General features: G+C 58.9%; 23 protein-coding genes. 13 read left to right on the top strand and 10 right to left on the bottom strand.

Translation table 11 applies throughout. From position 1 onward, the window contains the following. Positions 1 to 13 precede the first annotated feature (13 nt). From V7Z56_RS01365 to V7Z56_RS01350, 4 genes are read right to left on the bottom strand one after another with little or no spacing between them, the layout of a single operon-like run. Positions 14 to 1,261 (bottom strand): dihydrolipoamide acetyltransferase family protein, encoded by a 1,248-nt coding sequence (locus tag V7Z56_RS01365; RefSeq protein ID WP_334127546.1) that lies wholly within the window; start codon positions 1,259 to 1,261, stop codon positions 14 to 16. 2 nt (positions 1,262 to 1,263) lie between these two features. Beyond that, positions 1,264 to 2,049: an enoyl-CoA hydratase/isomerase family protein gene (locus V7Z56_RS01360; protein WP_334127545.1), complete on the bottom strand. Its 786-nt coding sequence runs from the start codon at positions 2,047 to 2,049 to the stop codon at positions 1,264 to 1,266. 17 nt (positions 2,050 to 2,066) lie between these two features. Continuing rightward, a complete protein-coding gene (locus V7Z56_RS01355; protein ID WP_334127544.1) occupies positions 2,067 to 3,041 on the bottom strand; it encodes an alpha-ketoacid dehydrogenase subunit beta in 975 nt (324 codons plus the stop codon). Positions 3,042 to 3,043: 2 nt separating this feature from the next. Beyond that, positions 3,044 to 4,033, bottom strand: coding sequence for a thiamine pyrophosphate-dependent dehydrogenase E1 component subunit alpha (locus tag V7Z56_RS01350; RefSeq protein ID WP_334127543.1), 990 nt, complete (start codon positions 4,031 to 4,033; stop codon positions 3,044 to 3,046). Between the two features lie 378 nt (positions 4,034 to 4,411). Here V7Z56_RS01350 and V7Z56_RS01345 point away from each other — a divergent pair, with 378 nt between their 5' ends. Continuing rightward, entirely contained in the window at positions 4,412 to 5,194 is a 783-nt protein-coding gene (locus V7Z56_RS01345) for an IclR family transcriptional regulator (RefSeq protein WP_334127542.1), read from the top strand. Positions 5,195 to 5,301: 107 nt separating this feature from the next. Here V7Z56_RS01345 and V7Z56_RS01340 read toward each other — a convergent pair whose 3' ends face one another. The 3 genes from V7Z56_RS01340 to V7Z56_RS01330 form a co-directional block, all read right to left on the bottom strand. Further along, positions 5,302 to 6,441: a C4-dicarboxylate TRAP transporter substrate-binding protein gene (locus tag V7Z56_RS01340; RefSeq protein ID WP_334127541.1), complete on the bottom strand. Its 1,140-nt coding sequence runs from the start codon at positions 6,439 to 6,441 to the stop codon at positions 5,302 to 5,304. A gap of 136 nt (positions 6,442 to 6,577) precedes the next feature. Continuing rightward, complete coding sequence (locus V7Z56_RS01335) at positions 6,578 to 7,885, bottom strand: TRAP transporter large permease (RefSeq protein ID WP_334127540.1); 1,308 nt, start codon at positions 7,883 to 7,885, stop codon at positions 6,578 to 6,580. Beyond that, the gene (locus V7Z56_RS01330; RefSeq protein WP_334127539.1) at positions 7,878 to 8,411 is read right to left on the bottom strand and encodes a TRAP transporter small permease; all 534 of its coding nucleotides are present in this window, start codon (positions 8,409 to 8,411) and stop codon (positions 7,878 to 7,880) included. The genes V7Z56_RS01335 and V7Z56_RS01330 overlap by 8 nt, the downstream gene beginning before the upstream one ends. 179 nt (positions 8,412 to 8,590) lie before the next feature. Between V7Z56_RS01330 and V7Z56_RS01325 the strand changes: the two genes are divergently transcribed. Genes V7Z56_RS01325 through V7Z56_RS01285 form a run of 9 tightly spaced genes read left to right on the top strand, consistent with a single transcriptional unit; the run spans position 8,591 to position 15,655 of the window. Then, complete coding sequence (locus V7Z56_RS01325) at positions 8,591 to 9,733, top strand: acyl-CoA dehydrogenase family protein (RefSeq protein ID WP_443023731.1); 1,143 nt, start codon at positions 8,591 to 8,593, stop codon at positions 9,731 to 9,733. 33 nt (positions 9,734 to 9,766) lie between these two features. Then, positions 9,767 to 10,579 (top strand): enoyl-CoA hydratase/isomerase family protein, encoded by an 813-nt coding sequence (locus tag V7Z56_RS01320; protein ID WP_334127537.1) that lies wholly within the window; start codon positions 9,767 to 9,769, stop codon positions 10,577 to 10,579. A gap of 13 nt (positions 10,580 to 10,592) precedes the next feature. After that, positions 10,593 to 11,744: a thiolase family protein gene (locus V7Z56_RS01315; RefSeq protein ID WP_334127536.1), complete on the top strand. Its 1,152-nt coding sequence runs from the start codon at positions 10,593 to 10,595 to the stop codon at positions 11,742 to 11,744. A 1-nt stretch (position 11,745) separates the two neighbouring features. Continuing rightward, a complete protein-coding gene (locus V7Z56_RS01310) occupies positions 11,746 to 12,150 on the top strand; it encodes a Zn-ribbon domain-containing OB-fold protein (protein WP_334127535.1) in 405 nt (134 codons plus the stop codon). A gap of 5 nt (positions 12,151 to 12,155) precedes the next feature. Continuing rightward, a complete protein-coding gene (locus V7Z56_RS01305) occupies positions 12,156 to 12,542 on the top strand; it encodes a hypothetical protein (RefSeq protein ID WP_334127534.1) in 387 nt (128 codons plus the stop codon). A gap of 2 nt (positions 12,543 to 12,544) precedes the next feature. After that, positions 12,545 to 12,907, top strand: coding sequence for a MaoC family dehydratase (locus tag V7Z56_RS01300; RefSeq protein ID WP_334127533.1), 363 nt, complete (start codon positions 12,545 to 12,547; stop codon positions 12,905 to 12,907). A gap of 44 nt (positions 12,908 to 12,951) precedes the next feature. Next, on the top strand, positions 12,952 to 14,109 hold the full coding sequence (locus V7Z56_RS01295; protein ID WP_334127532.1) for an acyl-CoA dehydrogenase family protein: 1,158 nt from the start codon (positions 12,952 to 12,954) through the stop codon (positions 14,107 to 14,109). 19 nt (positions 14,110 to 14,128) lie between these two features. Beyond that, positions 14,129 to 14,434, top strand: a complete 306-nt coding sequence (locus tag V7Z56_RS01290; protein ID WP_334127531.1) for a hypothetical protein — start codon at positions 14,129 to 14,131, stop codon at positions 14,432 to 14,434. Positions 14,435 to 14,455: 21 nt separating this feature from the next. Then, positions 14,456 to 15,655: a CaiB/BaiF CoA transferase family protein gene (locus V7Z56_RS01285; RefSeq protein WP_334127530.1), complete on the top strand. Its 1,200-nt coding sequence runs from the start codon at positions 14,456 to 14,458 to the stop codon at positions 15,653 to 15,655. Positions 15,656 to 15,732: 77 nt separating this feature from the next. Here the strand turns inward: V7Z56_RS01285 and V7Z56_RS01280 are convergent, their stop codons facing one another. The 3 genes from V7Z56_RS01280 to V7Z56_RS01270 all read right to left on the bottom strand — a co-directional run bounded on the left by V7Z56_RS01280 (position 15,733) and on the right by V7Z56_RS01270 (position 19,186). Next, entirely contained in the window at positions 15,733 to 17,286 is a 1,554-nt protein-coding gene (locus V7Z56_RS01280; RefSeq protein WP_334127529.1) for an acyl-CoA synthetase, read from the bottom strand. Positions 17,287 to 17,422: 136 nt separating this feature from the next. After that, on the bottom strand, positions 17,423 to 18,241 hold the full coding sequence (locus V7Z56_RS01275) for a polysaccharide deacetylase family protein (protein ID WP_334127528.1): 819 nt from the start codon (positions 18,239 to 18,241) through the stop codon (positions 17,423 to 17,425). Between the two features lie 30 nt (positions 18,242 to 18,271). After that, positions 18,272 to 19,186 carry a fumarylacetoacetate hydrolase family protein gene (locus V7Z56_RS01270; protein ID WP_334127527.1) on the bottom strand — a complete coding sequence of 305 codons (915 nt, stop codon included), beginning with the start codon at positions 19,184 to 19,186 and terminating at the stop codon, positions 18,272 to 18,274. A gap of 198 nt (positions 19,187 to 19,384) precedes the next feature. On the opposite strand from V7Z56_RS01270, the gene V7Z56_RS01265 reads away from it, so the two are divergent. Genes V7Z56_RS01265 through V7Z56_RS01255 form a run of 3 tightly spaced genes read left to right on the top strand, consistent with a single transcriptional unit; the run spans position 19,385 to position 22,432 of the window. Next, positions 19,385 to 20,494, top strand: coding sequence for a C4-dicarboxylate TRAP transporter substrate-binding protein (locus tag V7Z56_RS01265; RefSeq protein WP_334127526.1), 1,110 nt, complete (start codon positions 19,385 to 19,387; stop codon positions 20,492 to 20,494). Beyond that, positions 20,494 to 21,054: a TRAP transporter small permease gene (locus V7Z56_RS01260; protein ID WP_334127525.1), complete on the top strand. Its 561-nt coding sequence runs from the start codon at positions 20,494 to 20,496 to the stop codon at positions 21,052 to 21,054. Before V7Z56_RS01265 ends, V7Z56_RS01260 begins: the two co-directional genes overlap by 1 nt. Positions 21,055 to 21,088: 34 nt before the next feature. Continuing rightward, complete coding sequence (locus V7Z56_RS01255; protein ID WP_334127524.1) at positions 21,089 to 22,432, top strand: TRAP transporter large permease; 1,344 nt, start codon at positions 21,089 to 21,091, stop codon at positions 22,430 to 22,432. Positions 22,433 to 22,439: the final 7 nt, after the last annotated feature.

The raw sequence follows: 22,439 nt of genomic DNA, 5'->3' as shown, positions 1-22,439 counted from the left end.
TTTTTCCCTTTTTCTAGTTGATCAGCAGCTGCAGCGGCTTTTCGAGATATGATTTGATACTGTTCAGGAAGGCGAGACCGCTGACGCCATCGAAGATCCGATGATCGCAGGAGAGGACGAGCCCCATCTCCCGGCAAAGAACCGGCTTGCCCTTCTTGTTCGGGCGAAAGACGTCGCGGATGCTGCCAACGCCGAGGATCGAGGACTGGCCCGGATTGATGATCGAGCTCATATAGGTGACATCGAACATGCCGGCGTTGGAGATGGTCGTCGCGCCGCCCGCAAGATCATCACCCGTCAGCCGTTCGCCCCGCGCCCGCGCCACCATTTCCCGCGCCACCTCGGCAAGGCTGCGGATATCCTTATCTCCGAGATCGCGAAGGACAGGCGCATAGAGTCCCTTATCGGTATTCACCGCCATCCCGATATCGATGCTGGCGAATTGCACGATCTGCCCGTCGCGCCAGACGGAGTTGGCCTTCGGATTGCTTTCAAGCGCGCGGGCAACGGCTGCGATGATGAGGTGATTGATGCTGATTTTGAGATCAAGCTCGCCCTCAAGCTGCTCTTTCAGCTCAATCAGCCGCCCGACATTCGCTTCCGTCGCAAGATAGAAATGCGGCGTGTCGCGCTTTGCTTCCGTAAGGCGGCGGGCAACGGTGGCTTCATAAGCGGTTGCCGCGCGCGTGAGCGACGCGGCCGTCGCGGCCGTAGCCGCGGCAGCCGTAGCTGCGGCAACGGATGCGCGCGCGGGCTCGGCCGAGAGCGCCCGCTTCACATCCTCCGCCTTGACCCGCCCGCGCGGGCCGGAACCGCTGACCGCGGCAAGATCAAGGGAATTCTGCCGGGCAAGGCGCCGGGCGAGCGGCGTTGCGATAATACGCGCGCCGGCGCCAGTCTCGCCGGTGTGCGGCGCGGCGGGCGGATTTGTTGCGAGCGGCGGGGCGGTCTCTTCACGGCCGGGCTCGGCCGGGGCAGCGGCCCTATCCTCTGCTGTCGCTGCGCCCGCTCCTCCGCCGCCGATATCCCAGCGGGCGATCGGCGTGCCGACGGGGACCGTCTCACCGGCGGGCGTCAGAATGTCAAACAGCACGCCGTCCGCCGGGGCTTCAATCTCGTTGGCGATCTTTTCCGTCTCGACCACCAGAAGGATATCGCCCTTGCGGAACGTCTCGCCGGGGGTGATGAGCCATTCGGAGATGTTCCCCTCCGTCATGGTCAGCCCGAGTTTCGGCATCAGTAACGCGCTGCCTTGTGCCATGCTTACTTCCCTTTGAACTGAGCGGGCCTTTTTTCGAGGAACGCCGAGCAGCCTTCGTGAGCGTCTGCGGAATCAAGAACAAGCCCGATCAAGCTCTGCTCATAGGGCAGCGCCGCCGAGAGCGGCATATCGCCGCCATGCAGCAGGCCGCGTTTCAGCAGCTTGAGGACCAGCGGCGACTTGTGGGCGATCTTGTCGGCCAGCTCCTTGACCGTGCTTGCAAGCTCGTCGGCGGGCACAACCTTGTTTGCAAGGCCGTAAGAGACTGCCTCTTCGGCGCTGATGTGATCGCCGGTAAACATGATTTCTTTCGCCCGGCAGAGCGGGATCTGACGGATCAGCCGCTGCGTCCCGCCGGCGCCCGGGAAAAGCCCGAGGGTGATTTCGGGAAGGCCAAGCCGCGCCTTTTCGGACAGGATGCGGATATCGATGGCGAGGATCAGCTCCGTCCCGCCGCCAAGCGCCCAGCCGTTGACGGCGGCGATGGTCGGCTTGTCGCAAGATTCGATGCGGCGGAAAACCCGGTGAACGACCTCGGCAAATTCTTCATAATGGGCAAGGCCCTGGCGCGAGTTGAGATCGCCGATATCGCCGCCCGCGACGAACGCGCGATCACCGGCGCCGGTGAAGACGATCACCCGCACCTCATCATCGCGCTCAAGCTGGTCGAGCGCCTTTTCCATCTCCAGCAATGTCGGGACATCGAGCGCGTTCAGCGTTTTGGGGCGGTTGATTGTCAGCGTCGCGACGGGTCCGTCCCTGTCGATCAGAATTGCTTTTTCGGCCATTGTTTTATCTCCGGTTATTAGGCAAGAACCTTTTCCACAGCCGCGATAACATCATCGGCGTCAGGTAGATAGCGACTTTCAAGGGATTTCGCGAAGGGGACCGGCATGAAGGGCGCACCGACACGAAGGATCGGCGCATCGAGCTCATCAAAGCCGACATCGGCCATGCGCGCCGCGATTTCCGCCCCGACACCGAACGGCGTCACCGCCTCATGCAGAATGACGAGGCGATGAGTGCGCGACAGGGAGGCGAGCACCGTTGCCTCATCCCAGGGCTGCAGCGAGCGAAGGTCGATGACCTCAAGCGAGATGTTCCGCGCGGCGAGCGCATCGGCGGCGCGGAGCGCCGTGTGAACCGCCGCCCCGTAGGTGACGAGGGTGACATCCGTCCCCTCACGCGCGATATGCGCCTCCCCAAGGCGGACGGGAGCGCCCGCAGGATCGAGATCGCCCTTCATCGAATACATCGCCTTGTTCTCAACGAAAATGACGGGGTCGGGATCGTTGATCGCGGCTTTCAGCAGATGATAGGCATCGGACGGATTGCTCGGCACGACGACTTTAAGGCCGGGGATATGGGAGAACCACGCCTCCAGACACTGCGAATGCTGCGGCCCTGCATTGACGCCGCCGCCGTGCGGAGTGCGCAGCACCATCGGGACCGATCCCTGCCCGCCAAACATGAACCGCGCCTTCGCCGCCTGGTTGACCAGCCCGTCCATGGCGAGGGTGACGAAATCCATGAACATGATCTCGACAACGGGCTTGAGGCCGCTCATCGCGGCGCCAACGGCGGCGCTCACGATCGTCGCTTCCGAGATTGGCGTATCGCGCACGCGGTTTGCCCCATGTGCATCGAGCAGGCCGCGCGTCACGCCAAACGGCCCGCCCGCCTGCGCCAGATCCTCCCCGAAGACGACAACGGACGGATCGCTACCCAGCGCTTCGTCGAGCGCCATGTTGATGGCTTTGGCAAATCTTACTTCGGCCATTGTCAGGATGCCTCCTCGGCGGTGTAAACATCGGCTTTCGCCCGCTCGAAATCGGGCGCTGTCCCGGCCCGGCCGGTCTCGACCGCGCGCGCAATTCGCTCGCCTATCCGCGCGCGGATTTCCTGCAGGTCGCCTTTGCCGATCCGCTTCGCCGCGAGCATGTCCTCAAACGCCGCAATCGGATCATGCTCGGTCACGCTCGCCATTTCATCTTGCGAGCGGTATTTCTGCGGATCCCCCTCGAAATGCCCGCGCACGCGGTGCGTGATGCATTCGAGAAGCTGCGGCCCCTTGCCGCTTCGCGCCGCTTCGGCAAGCTCGGACGCCGCTTCATAGACATCAAGGACGTTATTCCCGTTCACCCGTTTTGCAGGGATCGAGAAAGACGCGGCAAGATCGAGAACCTTGGCGACAAACTGCTGGCTTGCCGGCGAGAATTCAGACCATCCGTTATTTTCGCAGACGAAGAGAAGCGGCAGCTTCCAGAGCGCCGCGAGGTTGAAACTCTCATGAAGCACGCCCTCGGCGAGCGCGCCATCACCGAAGAAAGCGACCGCAATCGCGCCGTTGCCCTGCACCTGATGCGCAAGCGCACTGCCAACGCTGAGCGGGATGCCCGCGCCGACAATACCATTCGCCCCCAGCATCCCCACCGACATATCGGCGACATGCATGGAGCCGCCGCGACCGCCGCAGATCCCCTCCTCCTTGCCCATAACTTCGAGAAAGAACGACTCAAGATCAACGCCCTTGGAGAGCGCGTGCCCATGCCCGCGGTGATTGGAGGCAAGCGTATCTTTCGCCTCAAGCGCAGAGGTGACGCCGACAGAGACCGCCTCCTGCCCGACGCTCAAATGAATGAAGCCCGGAACCTCCCCGTCGGCAAACAGCGCGGCAAGCCTGTTCTCGGCTTCCCGGACCAGAAGCATTCGCTCGTAAAATCCCAGTAACTGCGATTTGGCCGCGGCATTGTCCGCTTTTTTTGAGTTCATTATGCCATCCTGAATGAAGGGGGACTGCAATAATTGCCTTGCATATATTTCTATATGAGAATACTCTTCTGTCAAGAGAATATGAACAGGCAAGGCAGCAATCCGGAAGGGGCCCGAAAAGTCAGGTCACCCGCGTCACCTTGGAAGGATACAAAAGTATCTTCTGAAGGTTAAGCGGAAAGCATCGAGGGAGCAACAGAACAGGCGGCATTTCATCTAACATGAAACATTTCACGGAATGCAGCCATAAATGTTTGACCGCTCGAAGGTTATGTTATAATTCGCCGCTCATCCGAATGACTGCGCCAGACCTGCTCAGTATCTCGACAAGTGCGCCCTCTGCCCGAATTGTTATGTATGGATATACAGCGAACGCATATGGATAATGACACAGCTCCCCACCCCAAACTCGTCGGCGCACTGGTAAGCGGTATCAGCATCCTGCGGTATCTTGCCGCGAACAATATGCCGCTCGGCGTGACACAGGTCGCCCGCGACCTCAACATCAACCCGAGCACCTGCTTCAATCTGCTGCGGACGCTCGTGCATGAGGGCCTCGTCGTCTTCAATGCGGACACAAAAACCTATCAGGTCGGCCTCGGCCTTGTCGAAATCGCGCACTCCGCGCTCAACAGCGCGAGCCTTGTGCGCATGATCCAGCCGCTGCTCGATGATATCTCAAAAGAAAATCAGGTGACGCTGACGCTGTGGCATAAAATCCCCGGCGAGCGCGTCATGCTGATCGCCAACGCAAGCTCCGGCTCCGTTATCAGCATCCATATGAGTATCGGCCAGCGCCTGCCCTACTTCGTCGGCGCGCTCGGGCGCTGCTTCGCCGCCTTTTCAGGGATGACGAAGCAGCAACTCAAGGCCGCCTATGGCCGGATACGGATCGAAAACCCGGCGTCGTTCGAAGACTGGTATAACAGTCTCGACGAGGTGAGGAAGAGCAAATACGCCATCGATGAAGGAAACTTCTCGCGCGGCTTTACGACGATTTCCTCACCGATATTCGGCGCCGATGGCCTTCCCGTCATGACCGTGAGCGCGATCGCCGTGACCGCGCAGCTCGACCCCGAGAAGCTCGAGAAAATCATCGCCGCGGTCACCCGCGCCACCTCGACCGTCACCGCCGCCATACAGGGCGCCTCGGCCCGCTGAGGCCCCGCCCCCCCCCTCCTCTGGCGGGGGAACCCGCCCTGATACCCCCGACGCATAAAAAAAGAGCCGAGAAAATCTCGGCTCTTTCGTATCGTCTCTGGAAGATATTATTGACCGAAGGTCGCAACATCAACTTTCGACATCACCTCATCCCACAGCATCTGCGCCATGGCGTCCTTGTCACCGCGGACCGGCTCGAACTTCGCTTCCCACTTGTTGATCAGCTCGACATATTTGTCCATGAGCGGCTCAGGGTCTGCGATGTTATACTTGGTCTTCGCCATTTCGATGACGGTCGCGCGGTCGTTCTTGAGGAACTCGGTGACCGAGTTGACCAGGCCTTCAGACGGCTTGATGAGCTTGACGCCCTTTTCAGCCGCGACAGCTTCGACTTCCTCATCGAGAACCATGTAGCCGAGAGCGGCTTCGATCAGGCCGATCGCCGCATTCTTCATCAGGATAGTGCGGTGCTCGTTGGAGAGCGACGCCCAATGCTTGGCGCTGAAGGAGAAGATGCCCCAGGACGGATAGGTGCCGAGGTTCAGCATGACAACGTCTTTACCCACATCCCAGATGCTGTGGCTTTTCAGAGCGCCGGTCGGCTGAATGGCGATTTCCACCTGGCCGCGGGACATCTGCTCATACATTTCGCTGGACGGAGCGGAAACCGGGACAGCCCCAACAGAGGTTGCCCATCGTGACCACAGAGCGCCCGCGGTGCGGATCTTCTTGCCCTTCAGCGATTCAACGTTGCTCACGTCTTCCTTTGCCAGCAACTGGTAGGCCGAGGTGCTGGTGGAGCCGAGGATGACAAGGCCATTGCGCTTGTAGTCATCCAGGCAGCCCTGGCAGTGCATGAAGTTGAATTCCGTAACCGCGGCGGCGACAGCCGGCGCATATTTTCCATAGATCGCCATATCGGCAATCAGGCTGGCGTACGGGAACTCGGCCGGATAGTAACCGAAAACGATCTGACCGATATCGGCCACACCGTCGGCGAGCCCGCTCACCATATTCTTGCCGCCCAGCAGCGCGCCGCCGGCATACATCTTATAGGTCAGCTCGCCGTTGGTTTCCTTCGTGACCCGCTCAATGAACGGGACCGCGCCATATTCGACCACCGGGTTCTTCGGTGACACGAAGGACGCGAAACGGCCCTCCGCGGCAACCGAAACACTGGCGAACGCGGCGGACGCGGCAAGCGCTACCCCGGCGACCAGTGAAATTTTTGAAAGTGCAGTTTTCATTTTGTTTATCCTCTCCTTTTTAAAAAGGGCATGAAGTTCAAGCCTCCTGCTTATGCCCGCTCTTACTGGTCGTTCTTCTTCGTTAATTTGACAGTAAACTTACCAGGTAAACACAGCTTTCGGATCCATGATGCCATCATTTCATGAAACCGGGTAGCCACAAGCTGATCGCCGGGAACACCATCATCAGCGTCGTCGTAATAATGTCGGCGACAAGGAACCATGCGATTCCCTTGAAGATGGTCATGGTCGATATCCTGTCGCCGACAATCCCCTTGATCACAAAGACGTTGAGACCGACGGGCGGCGTAATCAGGCCGATTTCCAGGAACTTGCACATCAGGATACCAAACCAGATCAGGCTGATATCCGCCGCTTCAACCACGGGCAGGAAAATTGGCAGCGTCAGCAGCATAATTCCGATTGGATCAAGGAACATCCCGAGGATCAGATAGACCACGGCCATGCCCACCAGGATCATGAACGGGTCCGAAACCGTCTCGAGAACCGTGATCGAAAGAAAATCCGGAACCCCGGTCAATGCAAGAAAGCGGGTCAGGATTGCGGCACCGATGGCGATCACAAAGATCGATGCCGTGCTGATCAGCGTCTCAAGGGTACTGTCCTTGATCAGCCTGATGCTGAGCTTGCCGCGGAGCGTTGCAACAAAGAATGCCATAAGCGCGCCGACCGCACCGGCCTCTGTCGGCGTAAAAATACCGAGGAAGAGGCCGCCGACAACGGCGACAATAATGAGCAGCAACGGCCAGGTTTCACTCAGCGACACGAAACGCTCGGCCCAGGTCGGACGCTCGACAAAGCTCGGCGCAAGCTCCGGGTTGATTTTGACGCGAATGATGACCATCGCCGCGAACATGACGGCCGTCAGAATGCCCGGGATGACACCGGCGACAAACAGTTTGCCGATCGGCACTTCGGCGAAAACGCCGTAGATCAGCAGGATGATGCTCGGCGGAATCATCGAGCCAATAGTACCGGCCGCCGCCACAACGCCGGCCGAAAGGCCCTTGTCGTAGTTATAGCGAAGCATCTCCGGCACCGCGATACGGCCCATGGCCGCCGCACAGGCGATACTCGATCCCGTGACAGCCGAAAAGCCGGCCGCACCGCCAATGGATGCAATCGCAAGGCCGCCCGGCAGCGCCGAGAGCCAGAGCCGCGCGGTGCGGAAAAGACCGTCCGTCAGCTGCGCATGATAGGCTACATATCCCATCAGCAGAAACATTGGGACCGAACTCAATGTCCAGTGAGCCGCAAAATCGTAAGGGATTGCAGTAATAATCCCCCACATCGCGCCCGGCCCCATAAGAACGAAAATTCCAAGCGCGCCCACCAGCCCCAATGCCACACCAACCGGGACATAGAGCAGCATGAGCAAAACCATAATGGCCAGCCCGGCAAAACCAATCTGAATATCACTCATCGACCATTTCCCCCGAGGCTGCGAGCTCTTCTTCTGATTTCAGGTACTCTTTATCGGCGATCAGTTGCCACAATTTGTAGAACAGATAAATTGTGAGAAGCCCGCAGCCGAGCGGCAGGAAAAACCGCCCCGGCCAAACCGTTACCTGCGAATCGCCCATCACATATTCGCCGATCCGGTATTTATCGAGCGCGTCCCCCCAGGTCCGCCACGTAATGCCTGCGAAATAGACGATGGACACGATCGTTGTGAAAATCACCATGACCCGGCGTGTCGGATAATTCATATGCTGGATCAGCAACTCAACCCGGATCTGACTGTTCTGACGCTCCACTCCCGCCAGCGGAAGGAAGACAATCGCCACCATCAGGTAGGATGCTACGACATCGGTCGTCCAAAGAAACGGATAGTTGAACAGATATTTACTGAGGACGTCGACACCGATCTGCAGCATCATGAAGAGCATTGCAAGACCGGCCAGCCAATTGAATCCCGTGGTGAGACGATCTAGATATCGTTTTATCATCTACCCTCCCGATAGAGTTTATTATAGTTTATCAGACACAGATTCGTCGTGCCATTTTCCCCGGAAAAATTCTCTTTACAGAATATCGTTTTTTATAAAGAATGCAATATGTTTTTGGATTGCACCAATCCGAACAACTTTTGACATCTTTATCAATAACGCCGGTAGCACAGGGAGCCATCTTCATGGACTTCACCTTCACAGAGGAACAACAACAAATTCGTGAAACGATCAAGCGTTTTTGCGAGACAGAAATAAAACCTCTCGTTTTTGAAGCCGAAGAAACGGAGACATTTCCAAAGGAAATGTTCAAAAAATGGGGTGATCTCGGAATACTCGGGACGCGATATCCGGTTGAAAGTGGCGGCACCGGAATGGATAAAATCAGCGATTGTATTATCCGCGAAGAGCTGAGCTATGTCAGCCAGGCCTTCGCCTCCAGCATGTCCGCCCATTCCCACCTCGGCATCTGGCCGATCTGGAAAATCGGCACCGAAGATCAGAAGGAGCGCTTTTTCAAACCTGCCATCGCGGGCGACAAAATCGCCGCGTTCGGCCTTAGTGAACCGGACGTCGGCTCAAATATCCGCGCGTTGAAAACCCGCGCCGAGAAGGTCGATGGCGGCTGGAAGCTGAACGGCTCCAAAATGTATATCACCAATGCGCCAATCGCCGACTTCATCCTGGTCGCGGCGCGCACCGCCCCCGAACAGAAGCCCTCTTCGATCAGTCTATTTATAGTTGAAATGCCAAACAAGGGGTTTGAAATCCACAAGCTCAAGAAGGAAGGCATCCGCAGCTCGGAGACCGGCCTCATTTTTATTAACGATGCGTTCGTCCCCGATGACTGTCTGCTCGGCGGAGAGACCGGAACCTACCCGGTTATCCTCGAATCATTGACCGAGAATCGCGTTGGGGTTGCGGCAAACTCCCTCGGCATTGCGCGCGCCGCGCTGGATGCCTCCGTCTCCTATGCCCGCGATCGGAAGATCGGCGAGCGGAAAGTTGGCGACTTCCAGGCGATTGCCCACAAGCTCGCCGACATGGCCGCGGAAATCGAAGCGGCGAAATGGATCGTCTATCACGCCGCCTGGTGCGTCGATCAGGAAACGCTGACCAACCCGATTGCCTCTAAGGCCAAGCTGATCTCGTCCGAAGTCGCCCTCAAGGTCTCGGAGCAGGCGATCCGCATTCACGGCGGCGCCGGCATCATGCGCGAATATCCGGTCGGCCGCTTCCACCGCGATGCGTTCGTCTATGTCATCGGCGAGGGAACCAGCGAAATCCAGCGCAACATCATCGCCCGCAGCCTCGATCTATAACAATGCCTTAAGGCAGACAGGGAGCCAGATACAATGAGTGAAATAAGAAAACTGGAAACATTGAGCTACCAGATCATCGACCGGGTCGGCCTGATCACCCTCGACCGCCCGGATGCCCGCAATGCGCTGAACCTGCAGATGCGGGCGGATCTGACGGAGATTATCCTCGAAATCCGCCATGACAAGGATCTTGCGGCGCTCGTCCTGACGGGGGCAAATGGCGCGTTCTGCGCCGGCGGCGACCTCAAGTCGCTGAGCGAGAACCGCCGTCCCATTACCGAGAACCGCACCCGCGTTCAGGATCTGCATCTGTGGTTCCGCGAACTGGTCGATCTCGAGCTCCCGGTCATTGCCGCCGTCGATGGCCCGGCCTTTGGCGCGGGCTTCAACCTCGCCCTTGCCGCCGATTTCATCTTTGCCTCGCCGCGCGCCCGCTTCTGCGCGGTGTTCGGACGGATCGGCCTCGTTCCCGACCTTGGCGGTTTCTACACCCTGCCCCGTCTTGTCGGCATGGCGGCGGCAAAAGACATCATCTTCACCGCGCGCACGGTTGAGCCGGAAGAGGCGAAATCCCTTGGCATGATCCGCGATATCATTGCGGGCGACAAGCTGCTTGAGCATGCGCTGACTTTCGCCGGCCAGTTCCGCAATGCCTCGCGCGATGCAATCGGCATGTCGAAGACGATCCTCAACAAAGCCTTTGAACTCGATCAGCGGGCGCTCTCGGAGATGGAAAACTATGCGCAGGCGATGTGCATGGAATCCGAGTATCACCGCGACGCCGTCGCCCGCTTCCTCGGCAAGAAGCCGCTTCGCTTCAACTGGGACAATGAAAAAATAAAGTAAAGGTCTCGACAATATGAAAAAAGCAATGATTACGGGCGTCTACGACACCGATGTCGGCGCCCTTCCCGGCAGCAGCTGTATGGGCCTGCATGCCGAAGCGGCGCTTGGCGCCCTTGCCGATGCGGGCCTCACCAAGGCCGACATTGACGGTGTCCTCTGCGCCTATTCCTTCACCGAACCGCATCTGATGCTGAGCTCGGTGTTCTGCGAATACATGAATATCCAGCCCAAGTTCAACGCCGCCATCGAGGTTGGCGGCGCCACCGCCTGCGTCATGGTCATGCAGGCCGCCGCGCTGGTCGAGGCCGGGATCTGCAAGCATGTGCTCGTCGTCACCGGCGACAACCGCATGACCGGCATGCCGAAGGGCGGCGCCGTCGCGACGCTCGCGAAAGTGGGCCATGGCCAGTTCGAGCACCCCTACGGCATGTCCGTTCCCGCCGCCTATGCGCTGGTCGCCCAGAACTACATGCATGAATATGGCGTGACGTCGGAGCATCTCGCGTCCATCTCCGTCACCGCCCGCGAATACGCCAGCATGAACAGCAAGGCGCATATGAAGAAGCCGATCACCATCGATGACGTGCTGAACAGCCGCATCATCGCCTCGCCGCTGCATGTGCTCGACTGCTGCCTCATCTCCGACGGCGGCGCGGCCATCGTGGTGAGCGCGGCCGATGCCGCGAAAGATCGCCCGAAGAAGGCGATCGAGATCATGGGCACAGGCCAGGGCCATACGCATGAGCATATCATGGCAGCCCCCTCGCTCGTCGATTTCGGCTGCAAGAGCGCGGCGAAAATGGCGTTCGAGCGCGCCGGCATCACGGCGAAGGATGTCGATGTCGCGGAGATCTATGACAGCTTCACCATCACGCTGCTGGTCGAGCTTGAATCGATCGGCTTTTTCGAGCGCGGCGAAGCCGGCCCGGCCTGCCTCGCGGGCGCGCTGAAGCTCGGCGGCAAGCTGCCCTGCAACACCCACGGCGGCCTCATGAGCTACGCCCATTCGGGCGCCGCCGGTGGCATGTTCCATGTGGTCGAGGCCGTGCGCCAGCTGCGGCGCGAAGCGGAAAACCGGCAGGTTGAAGACTGCGAGGTCGCCTTTGTGCATGGCGACGGCGGCATTCTCTCCGCCCACTGCTCCATCGTTCTCGGGAGGAATTGATATGACAATGAAACCGGTTCCGGTCGCAAACCCCGACACCGCGCCCTTCTGGGAAGCCTGCAATGAGGAAAGATTCCTTATCCAGGAATGCAACGCCTGCGGCAAGACGCAGTTCTACCCCCGCGCGCTCTGCAAGCATTGCAACAGCCACGATCTTAAATGGCGCGAGGCGAGCGGCCGCGGCAAGGTCAAGACCTTCACCGTCGTCAACCATGCGCCAAGCCCGGCCTTCAAGGAGGATCTGCCCTATGTGCTCGCCCTCATCGATCTTGAAGAAGGCGTGCGCGCGATGATGAATGTCATCGGCTGCGCGCCCGAAGACGTGCGCTTCGGCATGGAGATCGAGCTTGTCTATGAACAGCGGGGCGATCAGAAAATCCCGCAGGCGAAGGCGGTTGGAAAGTAAGCCCCATGTACACATTCGATGCCTTACAGCCGGACCAGACCATCGGCGAGAATGTCCAGCCCTTCAACGAAGAGACCGCAGCCGACTTCCTCGATCTCTTCCCGGGTGACAGGGAGCTGCTGCCTGATCTGCCGCCGAGCCTGATCTCGGCCATCACCATGCGCGCTTTTCTTGCGACCGTGCAGCCGCGCCCGAAGGGCAATATCCACGGCACGCAGGAATTTACCGTGCACCGGCTCCCCAAACTCGGCGATGATATCATCACGACGACGATCTGCCGGGCGAAAGAGACGCGGAAAAACAATAACTGGGTCCATTTTGAAACCCGCTCGAAGGACCAGAACGGCAATCTGCTGTTCACCGGCCTGATGGGCATCATCTGGGGAGGATGAGGATGCAGAAACTTGTGGAAGCCAGCCTCAAGGTCGACCCTGAGGCGATCCAGAAATACGCAAAGATCACCGACGACTTCAACCCGATCCATGTCGATCCGGAGTTTGCGAAAAAGACCCCGTTCGGCGATGTGATCGCGCATGGCACGATGTCGCTCTCGCTGATCTGGCAGTCGGCGACGCGTACGCTCGGGAAAGAGGCCGTCGCGGGCGCAAAGATGAATGTGCGCTTCTCCAAGCCGGTTCGCAACGGGGATATCGTGACGGCGGGCGGCGAACAGTCGGCCGACAACCCGAACCGCTATGACGTCTATGTCAAAACCCAGAATGACGATGTGGTGATCCAGGGCTGGCTGGAGATATAACCCCCGCCCTCGACACCCATCCGTCCAATATAAAGGCAATAAAAATGATCTGGACCCATGAGCATGATGAAATCCGTCGCGTCACCCGGCGGATTGTCGATGAACATATCAACCCGCATATCGACCAGTGGGAGGAAGAAGGCATTTTCCCCGCCCATCAGGTGATGAAGCGGCTCGGCGATGCGGGCCTGCTCGGCATCGGCAAGCCGGTGGAATATGGCGGATCGGCGCTCGACTTTTCCTTTGAGGTCGCCTTCGCTGAAGAGCTTGGCAATCTCCGCACCATGGGCATATGCTCCGCCATCGGCGTCCAGACCAATATGTGCACCCCGGCGCTCACCAACTACGGCTCGGAAGAGTTGAAGCGCGAATATCTCGCCCCCACCATCGCAGGCGATCTCGTCGGCTGCATTGGGGTGAGCGAGGCCGGCGCAGGCTCAGACGTTGCCAATCTGAAGACGACCGCCCGCAAAGACGGCGATGATTATGTGATCAACGGCTCGAAAATGTGGATCACCAATGGTGTGCAGGGTGACTGGATCTGCCTGCTTTGCAATACCTCGACCGAGAACGGTCCGCATCGCAACAAGTCGCTGATCATCGTGCCCCTGAAGGCGAAGGGCGTCTCGGTTGGCAAGAAGCTCGACAAAGTGGGCTACAAATCCTCCGACACCGCCCTTCTCTTCTTCGATGACGTGCGGGTGCCACAGCGCAACCTGATCGGCGAGGAAGGCAAGGGCTTCATCTATCAGATGGAGCAGTTCCAGGAGGAGCGGCTGTTCGTCGTCGCCCGCTCCATCCGCTTTCTGGAGCTCGCGATCGAGGAGACGGTCGAGTACCTCTCGCAGCGCGTCGCCTTTGGCAAGCCGCTGCTCGACAATCAGGTCATCCACTTCAAGATCGCCGAGTTCCAGGCGAAGATCGAATCTGTCCGCGCCCTGCTCTATCAGGCGACCGAGAAGTATGTCGCAGGCGAGAATGTCACCAAGCTCGCCAGCATGGCGAAATATCTCATCGGCCGGCTGTCGATGGAAATCCCTGTCGAGCTGACGCAGTTCTGGGGCGGCCAGGGCTTCATGAACGACAATTTCATCACCCGCATCTATCGCGAGGCGCGCCAGACGGCCGTCGGCGGCGGCGCCAACGAGGTGATGCTGCAGGTCATCTGCAAGGAGATGGGGATCCTGCCGGGCAAACGCTGAGGGGTCGGATTGCCGCACGATGAATTTTCATCCCGCCGTCCTCGATAAAGTTGAAAGTCCCGTTTTGATCCGCTACACAGTTAGCATGGGACGACGCCGCGAAATATCCGGCAAGGTGAGCGACCGCTGCGCCTTGCACCGGTTGGCAGGACGGCGTCGCCCGGGCGTTAAGAACGAAAGAGCGATAGTTAAAAACAAGGATAAAAATGCAACGCTCGTAATCAATGCCGCTCCGGAATCCACTCGGCTTCTTGGCGGAAAATTTTCAGACGGCGGACGAATTGACAACTTCAGCGCCGCCGCGACGGCAATGATCTCTAAGTAACCTAATGAACAGGAAATAAAAATGGCAGGCACGTTAGACGGCATTCGCGTGGTGGAATTGACGACGGTCATTATGGGTCCATGGGCAACCCAGATCCTTGGCGATATGGGCGCCGATATCATCAAGGTGGAAACGCCGCAGGGCGATACGACGCGGCAGTCCGGCCCGAAACGCAATCCCAACATGGGCTCGCTTTTTCTCGCGACTAACCGCAACAAGCGCAGCATCGTTCTCGACCTGACGAAGCCGGAGGGGAAAGAAGCGCTGTTTCGGGTGATCGAAACGGCCGACGTGTTCGTCCATAACCTGCGGCCGAAAGTTTGCAGCAAGCTCGGCCTTGGCTATGAGAATTTCAAGGACCGCTTCCCGAACCTCATTTACTGCGCCGCCTATGGCTTTCGCGCCGAGGGACCGCTCGCCGACAAGCCGGCCTATGACGATATTATCCAGGCCGCGTCGGGCGTTACCGATCTCATGACCATCGCCTCGGACCAGCCGCGCTACGTGCCGACGATCATGGCTGACAAGACCTCCTCCTATAACCTCGTGATGGCGGTTCTTGCCGCCCTCGTCAACCGCGAGCGCGGCGGCAAGGGACAGGCGATTGAAGTTCCGATGTTTGAAGCGCTCGTCGATTTCGTCATGGTCGAGCATCTCTACGGCGCCGCGTTTGAACCGCCGATCGCCCAGATGGGTTATGAGCGGTTGCTCAATACCATGCGCAAGCCCTACAAAACGACCGACGGCTATCTTGCCGTGCTGCCCTATACCGATCGCAACTGGTTTGATCTCTTCGATATCGCTGGCCGGCCAGAGCTGAAGGAAGATCCGATTTTCAAGACCTTTGCGGCCCGGATCACCCATTCGGAAGAGGTCTATGGCACCCTTGCCGACATCATCGCGACCCGCTCCTGCGCCGAGTGGCAGGAGATCCTCGATGAGAAGAATATCCCCGTCCAGACCGTTATGTCGAAGGAAATGCTGCTCAATGACGAGCAGCTCAACGCCTCCGGCTTCTGGAAACTGGTGGAACATCCGACGGAGGGAACGCTTCGCATGATGGATCCGCCGATCCGCTTCTCCGAAACGCCATCCTCGATCCGCAAGGTGCCCCCGCATCTCGGTCAGGAAAGCGTCGACATCCTCCGCGAAGCCGGCTTCAGCCAGGCGGAAATCGACAGCCTGCTGGAGAATAAGATCACGCTTCAGGCGAAAAAGTAACGCGCCTCATTGACGAGACGCCGTGAAATGAAAAGCCCGGCATATGCCGGGCTTTTTTGTCTTATTTCGCGAGCCGCTCAGATCGTCCGCCCCGCCCCCTCCCAATAGGGCGCGCGGAGATGTTTCTTGAAGATCTTGCCGCTGTCCTCGCGCGGCAGGTCGTGGCGGATTTCGATCTGCCGCGGGATTTTATACCCCGCCAGCTTCTCCGCCATCTGCTGACGCAGCGCCGCAATATCCAGCTCCATCCCGTCCAACGGCTCGACAAACGCAATCAGGCTTTCACCGAATTCGGGATGCGGAATGCCGAAGACAGCGCAATCCTTGACGCCCGGAAGCTGGATCAGCACTGACTCGATTTCGGCGGGATAGATATTGACGCCGCCCGAGATGACCATGTCGTTCTTGCGATCAGAGATATAAAGATAGCCATCCTCATCAAGATAGCCCATGTCGCCGCAGGTGATCAGCTCGTCGCGGCCGATCTCGTCCCGTTTCTCCGGCGCGTTGTGATAGGTGAAATCGGGATTATCCAGCATCCGCATATAGATATGGCCAATCTCGCCGGCCGGCAGCACATTGCCCGCATCATCATAGATGCGAAGGATCGTATTGCCGAAGGCCTTCCCGACCGAGCCGGGCTTGCGCAGCGATTCCGGGCTGGTGATAAAGGTCACCGCCCCCGACTCCGTCCCGCCGTAATATTCGCAGATGATCGGGCCCAGCCAGTCGATCATCGCCTTCTTGACGTCGACAGGACAGGGTGATCCGGCGTGCACCACATGGCGAAGCGACGAGACGTCATACCGCGCGCGCACCTCTTCGGGAAGGCGGAGCAGCCGGATGAACATTGTCGGCACCATGAAGGTCGTATCGATCCGGTGCGCCTCCACAACCTGCAGGAAACGCTCCGGATCGAAATAGGGCTCAATGACGAAAAGCTCGGCAATCTGCCCGGCGCGCACCGCAAAGGCGTTCGGCGCCGAGTGATACATCGGCCCCGCCAGCATGGCGCGAAGCCCGGGCGTCAGTCCGTAAAGCTCCGAGCGCATACGGGCGACCGCTGCGACCTGTTCTGGCGTCGGCACATCGCGGCGGACGCCTTTCGGCCGTCCCGTCGTGCCGGAGGTGTAGATCATGCTTTGCGGCGGCGGGCTTGGCGGACCGGCATACGGCGTTTGCGCGTCAACCCAGACCGCATAGTCAAGGGTCGCCGGCTCCAGTGCACGCCGCCGCGCCATCGTCACCTCGCGCGCCACGATATCTTCCGCGGTATCAACCTCGATCACCGTGATCCCGGTCGGCAGATCGGCGTCCAGCCCCATCAGAAGGTCACTATGGGCGACCAGCACTTTCGCGCCGCAATCTTCAAGGATGTAGAGCACTTCATCGGTGCGGAAATGCCAGTTGATCGGCACGGCATACGCGCCGAGCAGCATCGCCCCGTAGGTGACTTCAAGAAAGGGCGTATCGTTGCGAAGCAGGATCGCGACCGAATCTCCGGCTTTGATGCCGAGCGCGGCAAGCCCGCCCGCGAGGCGCTTCACGCGCTCCTCCAAATCGGGAAAGGAGGTGAAACGATCGTTGATGACAATACCTTGTGACAACGCCAAGGGCTGCGAAGCGGTCATGATAAAACTCCTGCTATTCTTATTCTTGCTTTTTGCATCGCGCGGAGGGACCGGGTGGAGGTCAAAATGCACAAACCCGGCGCCGCGCCCCGCAGGATACGACGCCGGGTCGCAGAAAGCGATCCGAAAGTGACGCTCAGCTATGCCCGTTTTCAGATAGCCAGCCGACAAGTTCGCTGCAGGTCGGCGCCCAGATGTCCGCATCCTCGCGCACAGTTTTCACGAATTGCGCAAATATCTCAACGGCTCTCTCGCTCTGGACCAGCATGGAGGGGTGGAAAATAAGCGTTGCGTGGCCGCCTTCGCGTTTGACTTTCCGGATCAGCTCGTCAACAACACCGCCCCACTCGTCATAGGAGATCGGCTCTTCGGGGTCGCCGAACATCTGACGGAGCGCGCCCAGCCCGGGATGCAGCATATAGGCATCGACATGCTGCCACGCGAACGGGAGAGAGGTGAAGCCTGCGTCCTTCGTATCATCGCCGATATCGCCAAGCGGCGAGGCGAAGTTGAGGCCGACCGCGAGGCACTCCTTGCGAAGCTCCGCCGCATCGACTTTCCCGCCGGGCGGGCGGAAGCCCCTGACGTCAACGCCGAGGCTTCGGAAGGCGGCGACGGAGCGCTTGAGCGCATCCTCGCGCCGCGCCGCGTCCGTCGTGCCCCAGTTTTCATGCCGCCAGCCATGCACGCCGATCTCATGGCCGGCCGCCTGAACGCTCCGGATCACATCCGGGTACATCTCGCAGTTCAGCCCCTCGACGAAATAGGTGATTTTCGATCCGTCGAGGATGCGGAGAAGATCGGGCAGAATTTCGAGCGAGGAATGCTTCCCGCTCGGCCCCATGACGGGGGGCTGGCCGCGCTCCAGCTCCGACGCCTCCCCCATGTTGTCAAAGGTGATACTGATGGCGGCGCGCTTGCCGTCCGGGCCCCAGCCCTTTGCCTGTGTCAACATCTCGCCCTCAATCGTTTGCCTGCCGTTTGGTTAGTAGAGTTCGATCCTGAGACGGCCAAGATGCTCGATTTCCGCCTCGATCCTGTCGCCGCGGCTCGCGTAGGTGCCGGTCTCGATCCCGGTGCCGGCAGGCGTTCCGGTCAGGAACAGATCTCCCGGCTCCATCGTCACATTCTCGGTTAGCGCCTGCAACAGCTCATAGACCGACCAGATCATGTTCTTCGTGTTGGAATCCTGTTCAACCTTGTCATTCCGCCAGAGTTTCATATCGAGATCTTGCGGATCGGGGATGAATTTCGCCGGCACGAAATAGGGACCAGAAGGGCAGCTCGTGTCGAACGCCTTGCCCATGAAAAGATCGGATTTCGCGAAATGCTTGGGGTTGCGCTGGAAATCGCGCGCCGACATATCGAGCGTCAGCATATAGCCGGCAATCTCGTTCAAATCGCGGCTGACCGGCGTTCCGACATCGATGCGCTTGCCCATGACGACGCCGAGCTCGATCTCCCAGTCATACATCGTGCAGTTGGTGGGAATGCGGGCTGTCCGCCCCCCACCGACGAGCGCCGATTTCGGCGGCTTCATGAACATTGCGGGGATATTCTCTTCCTTGCTGAAGCTGGTGCGGCCGACGGCATGGATATGATCAATATAGTTAGTGCCTGCGCAGACGACTTTTCCGGGATACATCAGCGGCGGCAGGAACTTGTCATCGGCAACAGCAAATCCCTCGCCATGTTTGCCGGCGGCGATGGCATCGGCGACCTTCGCAAGTGCCGACTCGCTCGCCTGCCAGTCCGGGAAGAGGCTCATAAGCCCGTCTGGAAGTCTAATTTCCGGCGCGACCTTCGCCAATTCCCAGTGTTTCCCCCCCACCGCAATTGCCGGCGTGGCCCCGGCGTCCGTCTGGATCGTGCAAAGCCCATACCGCGTTGGTGACGTCATAACGATACTCCCGATTTTATTCTGTTATTGTAATGCTTTCGTTTGCATTTTTATGCAATCCACCCCCTTTCCTGTCAAGAAGTTAATCGGGTATTTGGTCAAAATGCGCGTGATATTGCGAATTGACAGCGATTTTTGAGTTATGCTATCAATTGCATAAAAATAACATAAGCTATCTAACAAGGGAGGAATTTACGTATGAAAATCAAAGCATTCTGGAAACCGTTACGACGCTCGACACGCCTCATCGCGGGCATAGTCGCCGCCGTGACAGCCGTTGTGGCAGCGCCTCTTAGCGCAAACGCTGACCCCATCTCGATCCGCTACGCGCATTTCGGCGCCAACCGCGGCGGCATGGGCGACAATATCATGTGGTTTAAGGAACAGATCGAAAGCCGCTCGGGCGGCGACATCATCTTCGACATTCACTGGGGCGGCTCGCTTGGCGCACCCGCCGATATCCCGCGCATCGTCGGCGCCGGCCTCGCCGACATGGGATCGATCGTTTCCTCCTACACCCCCGGCGTTCTCGATCTTTACGAGGTTGGTAACCTGCTGATCGGCCCGTCGAACCTCTGGGTCGCGCAGCAGGCGATCTATGAACTCGCCACCACCAACGAGGATGTGAAGAAGCAGTTCGCGCGCAACAACATCGAATATATCGCCAACTTCAATGCCGGGAACGTCCAGCTCATCTGCAAGGCGCCAATCAATTCCCTCGACGAGCTGAAAAACCTCAAGATCCGGACGGGCGGCCCCTACACCGAAGTCTTGAAGAACATGGGCGCGACGACCATCGCCATGCCGCAGACCGAAGTCTATCAGGCATTGCAGACCGGCCTTGTCGATTGCAACCAGATCTATCACCTCGCCATCAAGGGCTACCGGCAGTATGAAATCGCCAAGCATGTGATCGAGATCGACTTCGGGCTGGTCATGGCCTACGGCATCATCATGAACAAGGATTTCTGGGATGAGCTCAGCGACGAGCGCAAAAAGGTGATCCGCGAGGTCGCCAACGACCTGAACGCCCATATCGTTGAAGATCATCTCATCCGCGTTGTTGAAGCCAAAGCCGAGCTTTCCGCCCCCGGCGGCGAATTTGGCGTCATCTACTCGCCTCCGCCGCCCGGCATGCTAGACGAGGTCAAGAAATATGGTGCGATCCTCGCCGAGGAGTGGATTGCCAACGTCTCCAAAAAGGGCCTCCCCGCCCGCGAAGTTGCGGATCACTATCAGCAACTGATCGATAAGTATCAGGCCGATTTCAACAAGAACGGCTATCCGTGGGATAAAGGCAAAAGCTGATGGTTCGCCTCAAGCTTGACGACGGTTCGACGGGAGTTTCTCTCGTCGAACGCGTCATCGGCAGCATCGAGACGGTGTTTCTCAAAATCTCGATGCTGACGACCGTCCTCCTGCTCGCCCTGATTTGCCTTTCCGTCGCGGGCAGAACGTTTTTTCATCTTCCTATCCCTGACGATGTGGTGCTCGCGGAAAACCTGATGCCCATCATAATCGCCCTTCCCTTCGCCTATGCGACGGCAAGGCGCGCGCATATCGAGGTTGAGGTCTTCACCGCCTGGCTGCCGAAGAAATATTTTCAGGCGCTCAGCGCGCTCGCGCATCTAATCGCCCTAGTCATTTTCTCCACCATTCTCTGGTGTGTCTGGCTCGGCGTCGTCAAGGACTGGAACAGCGGTCAGTATTACGAAGGCGAGCTGTATCTTCCGGTGTGGCCGGCGAAACTTGTTTTCGTGATTGCGGTTGCCCTGTTCTGCATCCGGCTGCTGCTGAACCTGCTGGAAGATCTGAACCTGAAAAAGCGCATCGTCTATCCAGACGCCGCCCAAGACCTGCTTTCGTAACCGCGAAACCCGTCCCAGAAAGGTAACTGTAACAATGGACCCGACTACCCTTGCGATTGCTGTGCTCGCGGGCCTGCTGATCCTCCTGTTTTTGCGTGTGCCGATTGCATTTGCGCTTTGCGCCGTTTCCATCATCGGCATGTTTATCATCTTCGCCTGGCCGCCGGGCGGGGCTTTCAACCCGGCGCGCGCGATGCGGCCCGTGCAGGCGTTTCTTGGCACCGACCCCTTCTCCTTTATCAAGACCTACACCTTCACCATGGTGCCGCTCTTTATCGTGCTTGGCCATGTCGCGCATAAGGCAAGGTTCACGACAGATCTCTTCTATACCATCCGTATTCTGCTGCCGCGCCTGCCGGGCGGTCTCGCGATTGCCTCGGTCGTCGGCTGCGCCGGCTTCTCGTCGATCACCGGCTCCAGCATGGCCTGCGCCTCGGCGATGGGCCGCATCGCGGTTCCCGAAATGCTGCGCTTCGGTTACAGCAAATCGCTCGCCACGGCATCGGTTGCGGCCGGCGGCACGCTTGGCTCACTGATCCCGCCCTCCCTCGTGCTGGTGCTCTACGGTGTCTTCACCGAGCAGTCGATCGGCAAGCTGTTCGTCGCCGGCATTCTTCCCGGCCTGATCAGTGTCGTCGGCTATGTCATCATTGTTCTGGTCTGGGTGAAAGCACGGCCCGAGGCGGCACCGGAGAACCATATCACGGCAACAGGCCGCGAACAGCTTCAGGCGCTGCTCCGCATCTGGCCGATCACGCTGATCGCCATCATCGTCATCGGCGGCGTCTACACCGGCATTCTGACCGCGACGGAATCGGCGGCAGTCGCGGCGGGCGTCACGATCGTCATCGGCTTCCTGCTGAAGCGGCTGACGTGGGAGGGCTTCTGGGACGCAGTTCGTGAAACGACCTTCCAGTGCGCGATCATCTTCGTCCTTGCCATCGGCGCAAAGCTAATGGTCTCTTTCGTCGGCATCACCGGGATTGCCAGTGATCTGGTCGCCTGGACAAACGCACAGAACTTCTCGCCCGCGCTGGTGCTGTTCATGATCTGCGCCATGTATCTGATCCTCGGCACGTTCCTTGACGCCATCGGCATTCTGCTGCTGACGCTGCCGCTGGCGGTTCCGATCATTGAAACCCTCGGCTATGACCTGATCTGGTTCGGGATCATCATCGTCAAGCTGATTGAGGTCGGCCTAATGACGCCGCCCGTCGGGATCAACGTGTTTGTTATCAAATCGGTCGTCGGTGACGCGGTGCCGCTCAACCAGATCTTTAAGGGCTGTATATTGTTCATCATGTCCGATCTGGTAGTACTCTATCTGCTGATCGCTTTCCCGATCATCTCATTGCTGCTGCCCGGCACGATGTTCTGAGAGGAGT

The sequence above is a fragment of the Sneathiella sp. genome, assembly GCF_036844445.1.
Taxonomy (GTDB): Bacteria; Pseudomonadota; Alphaproteobacteria; order Sneathiellales; family Sneathiellaceae; genus Sneathiella.
The sequence above is the reverse complement of the archived record's forward strand: the minus strand, read 5'-3'. Positions and strand labels throughout refer to the sequence as shown.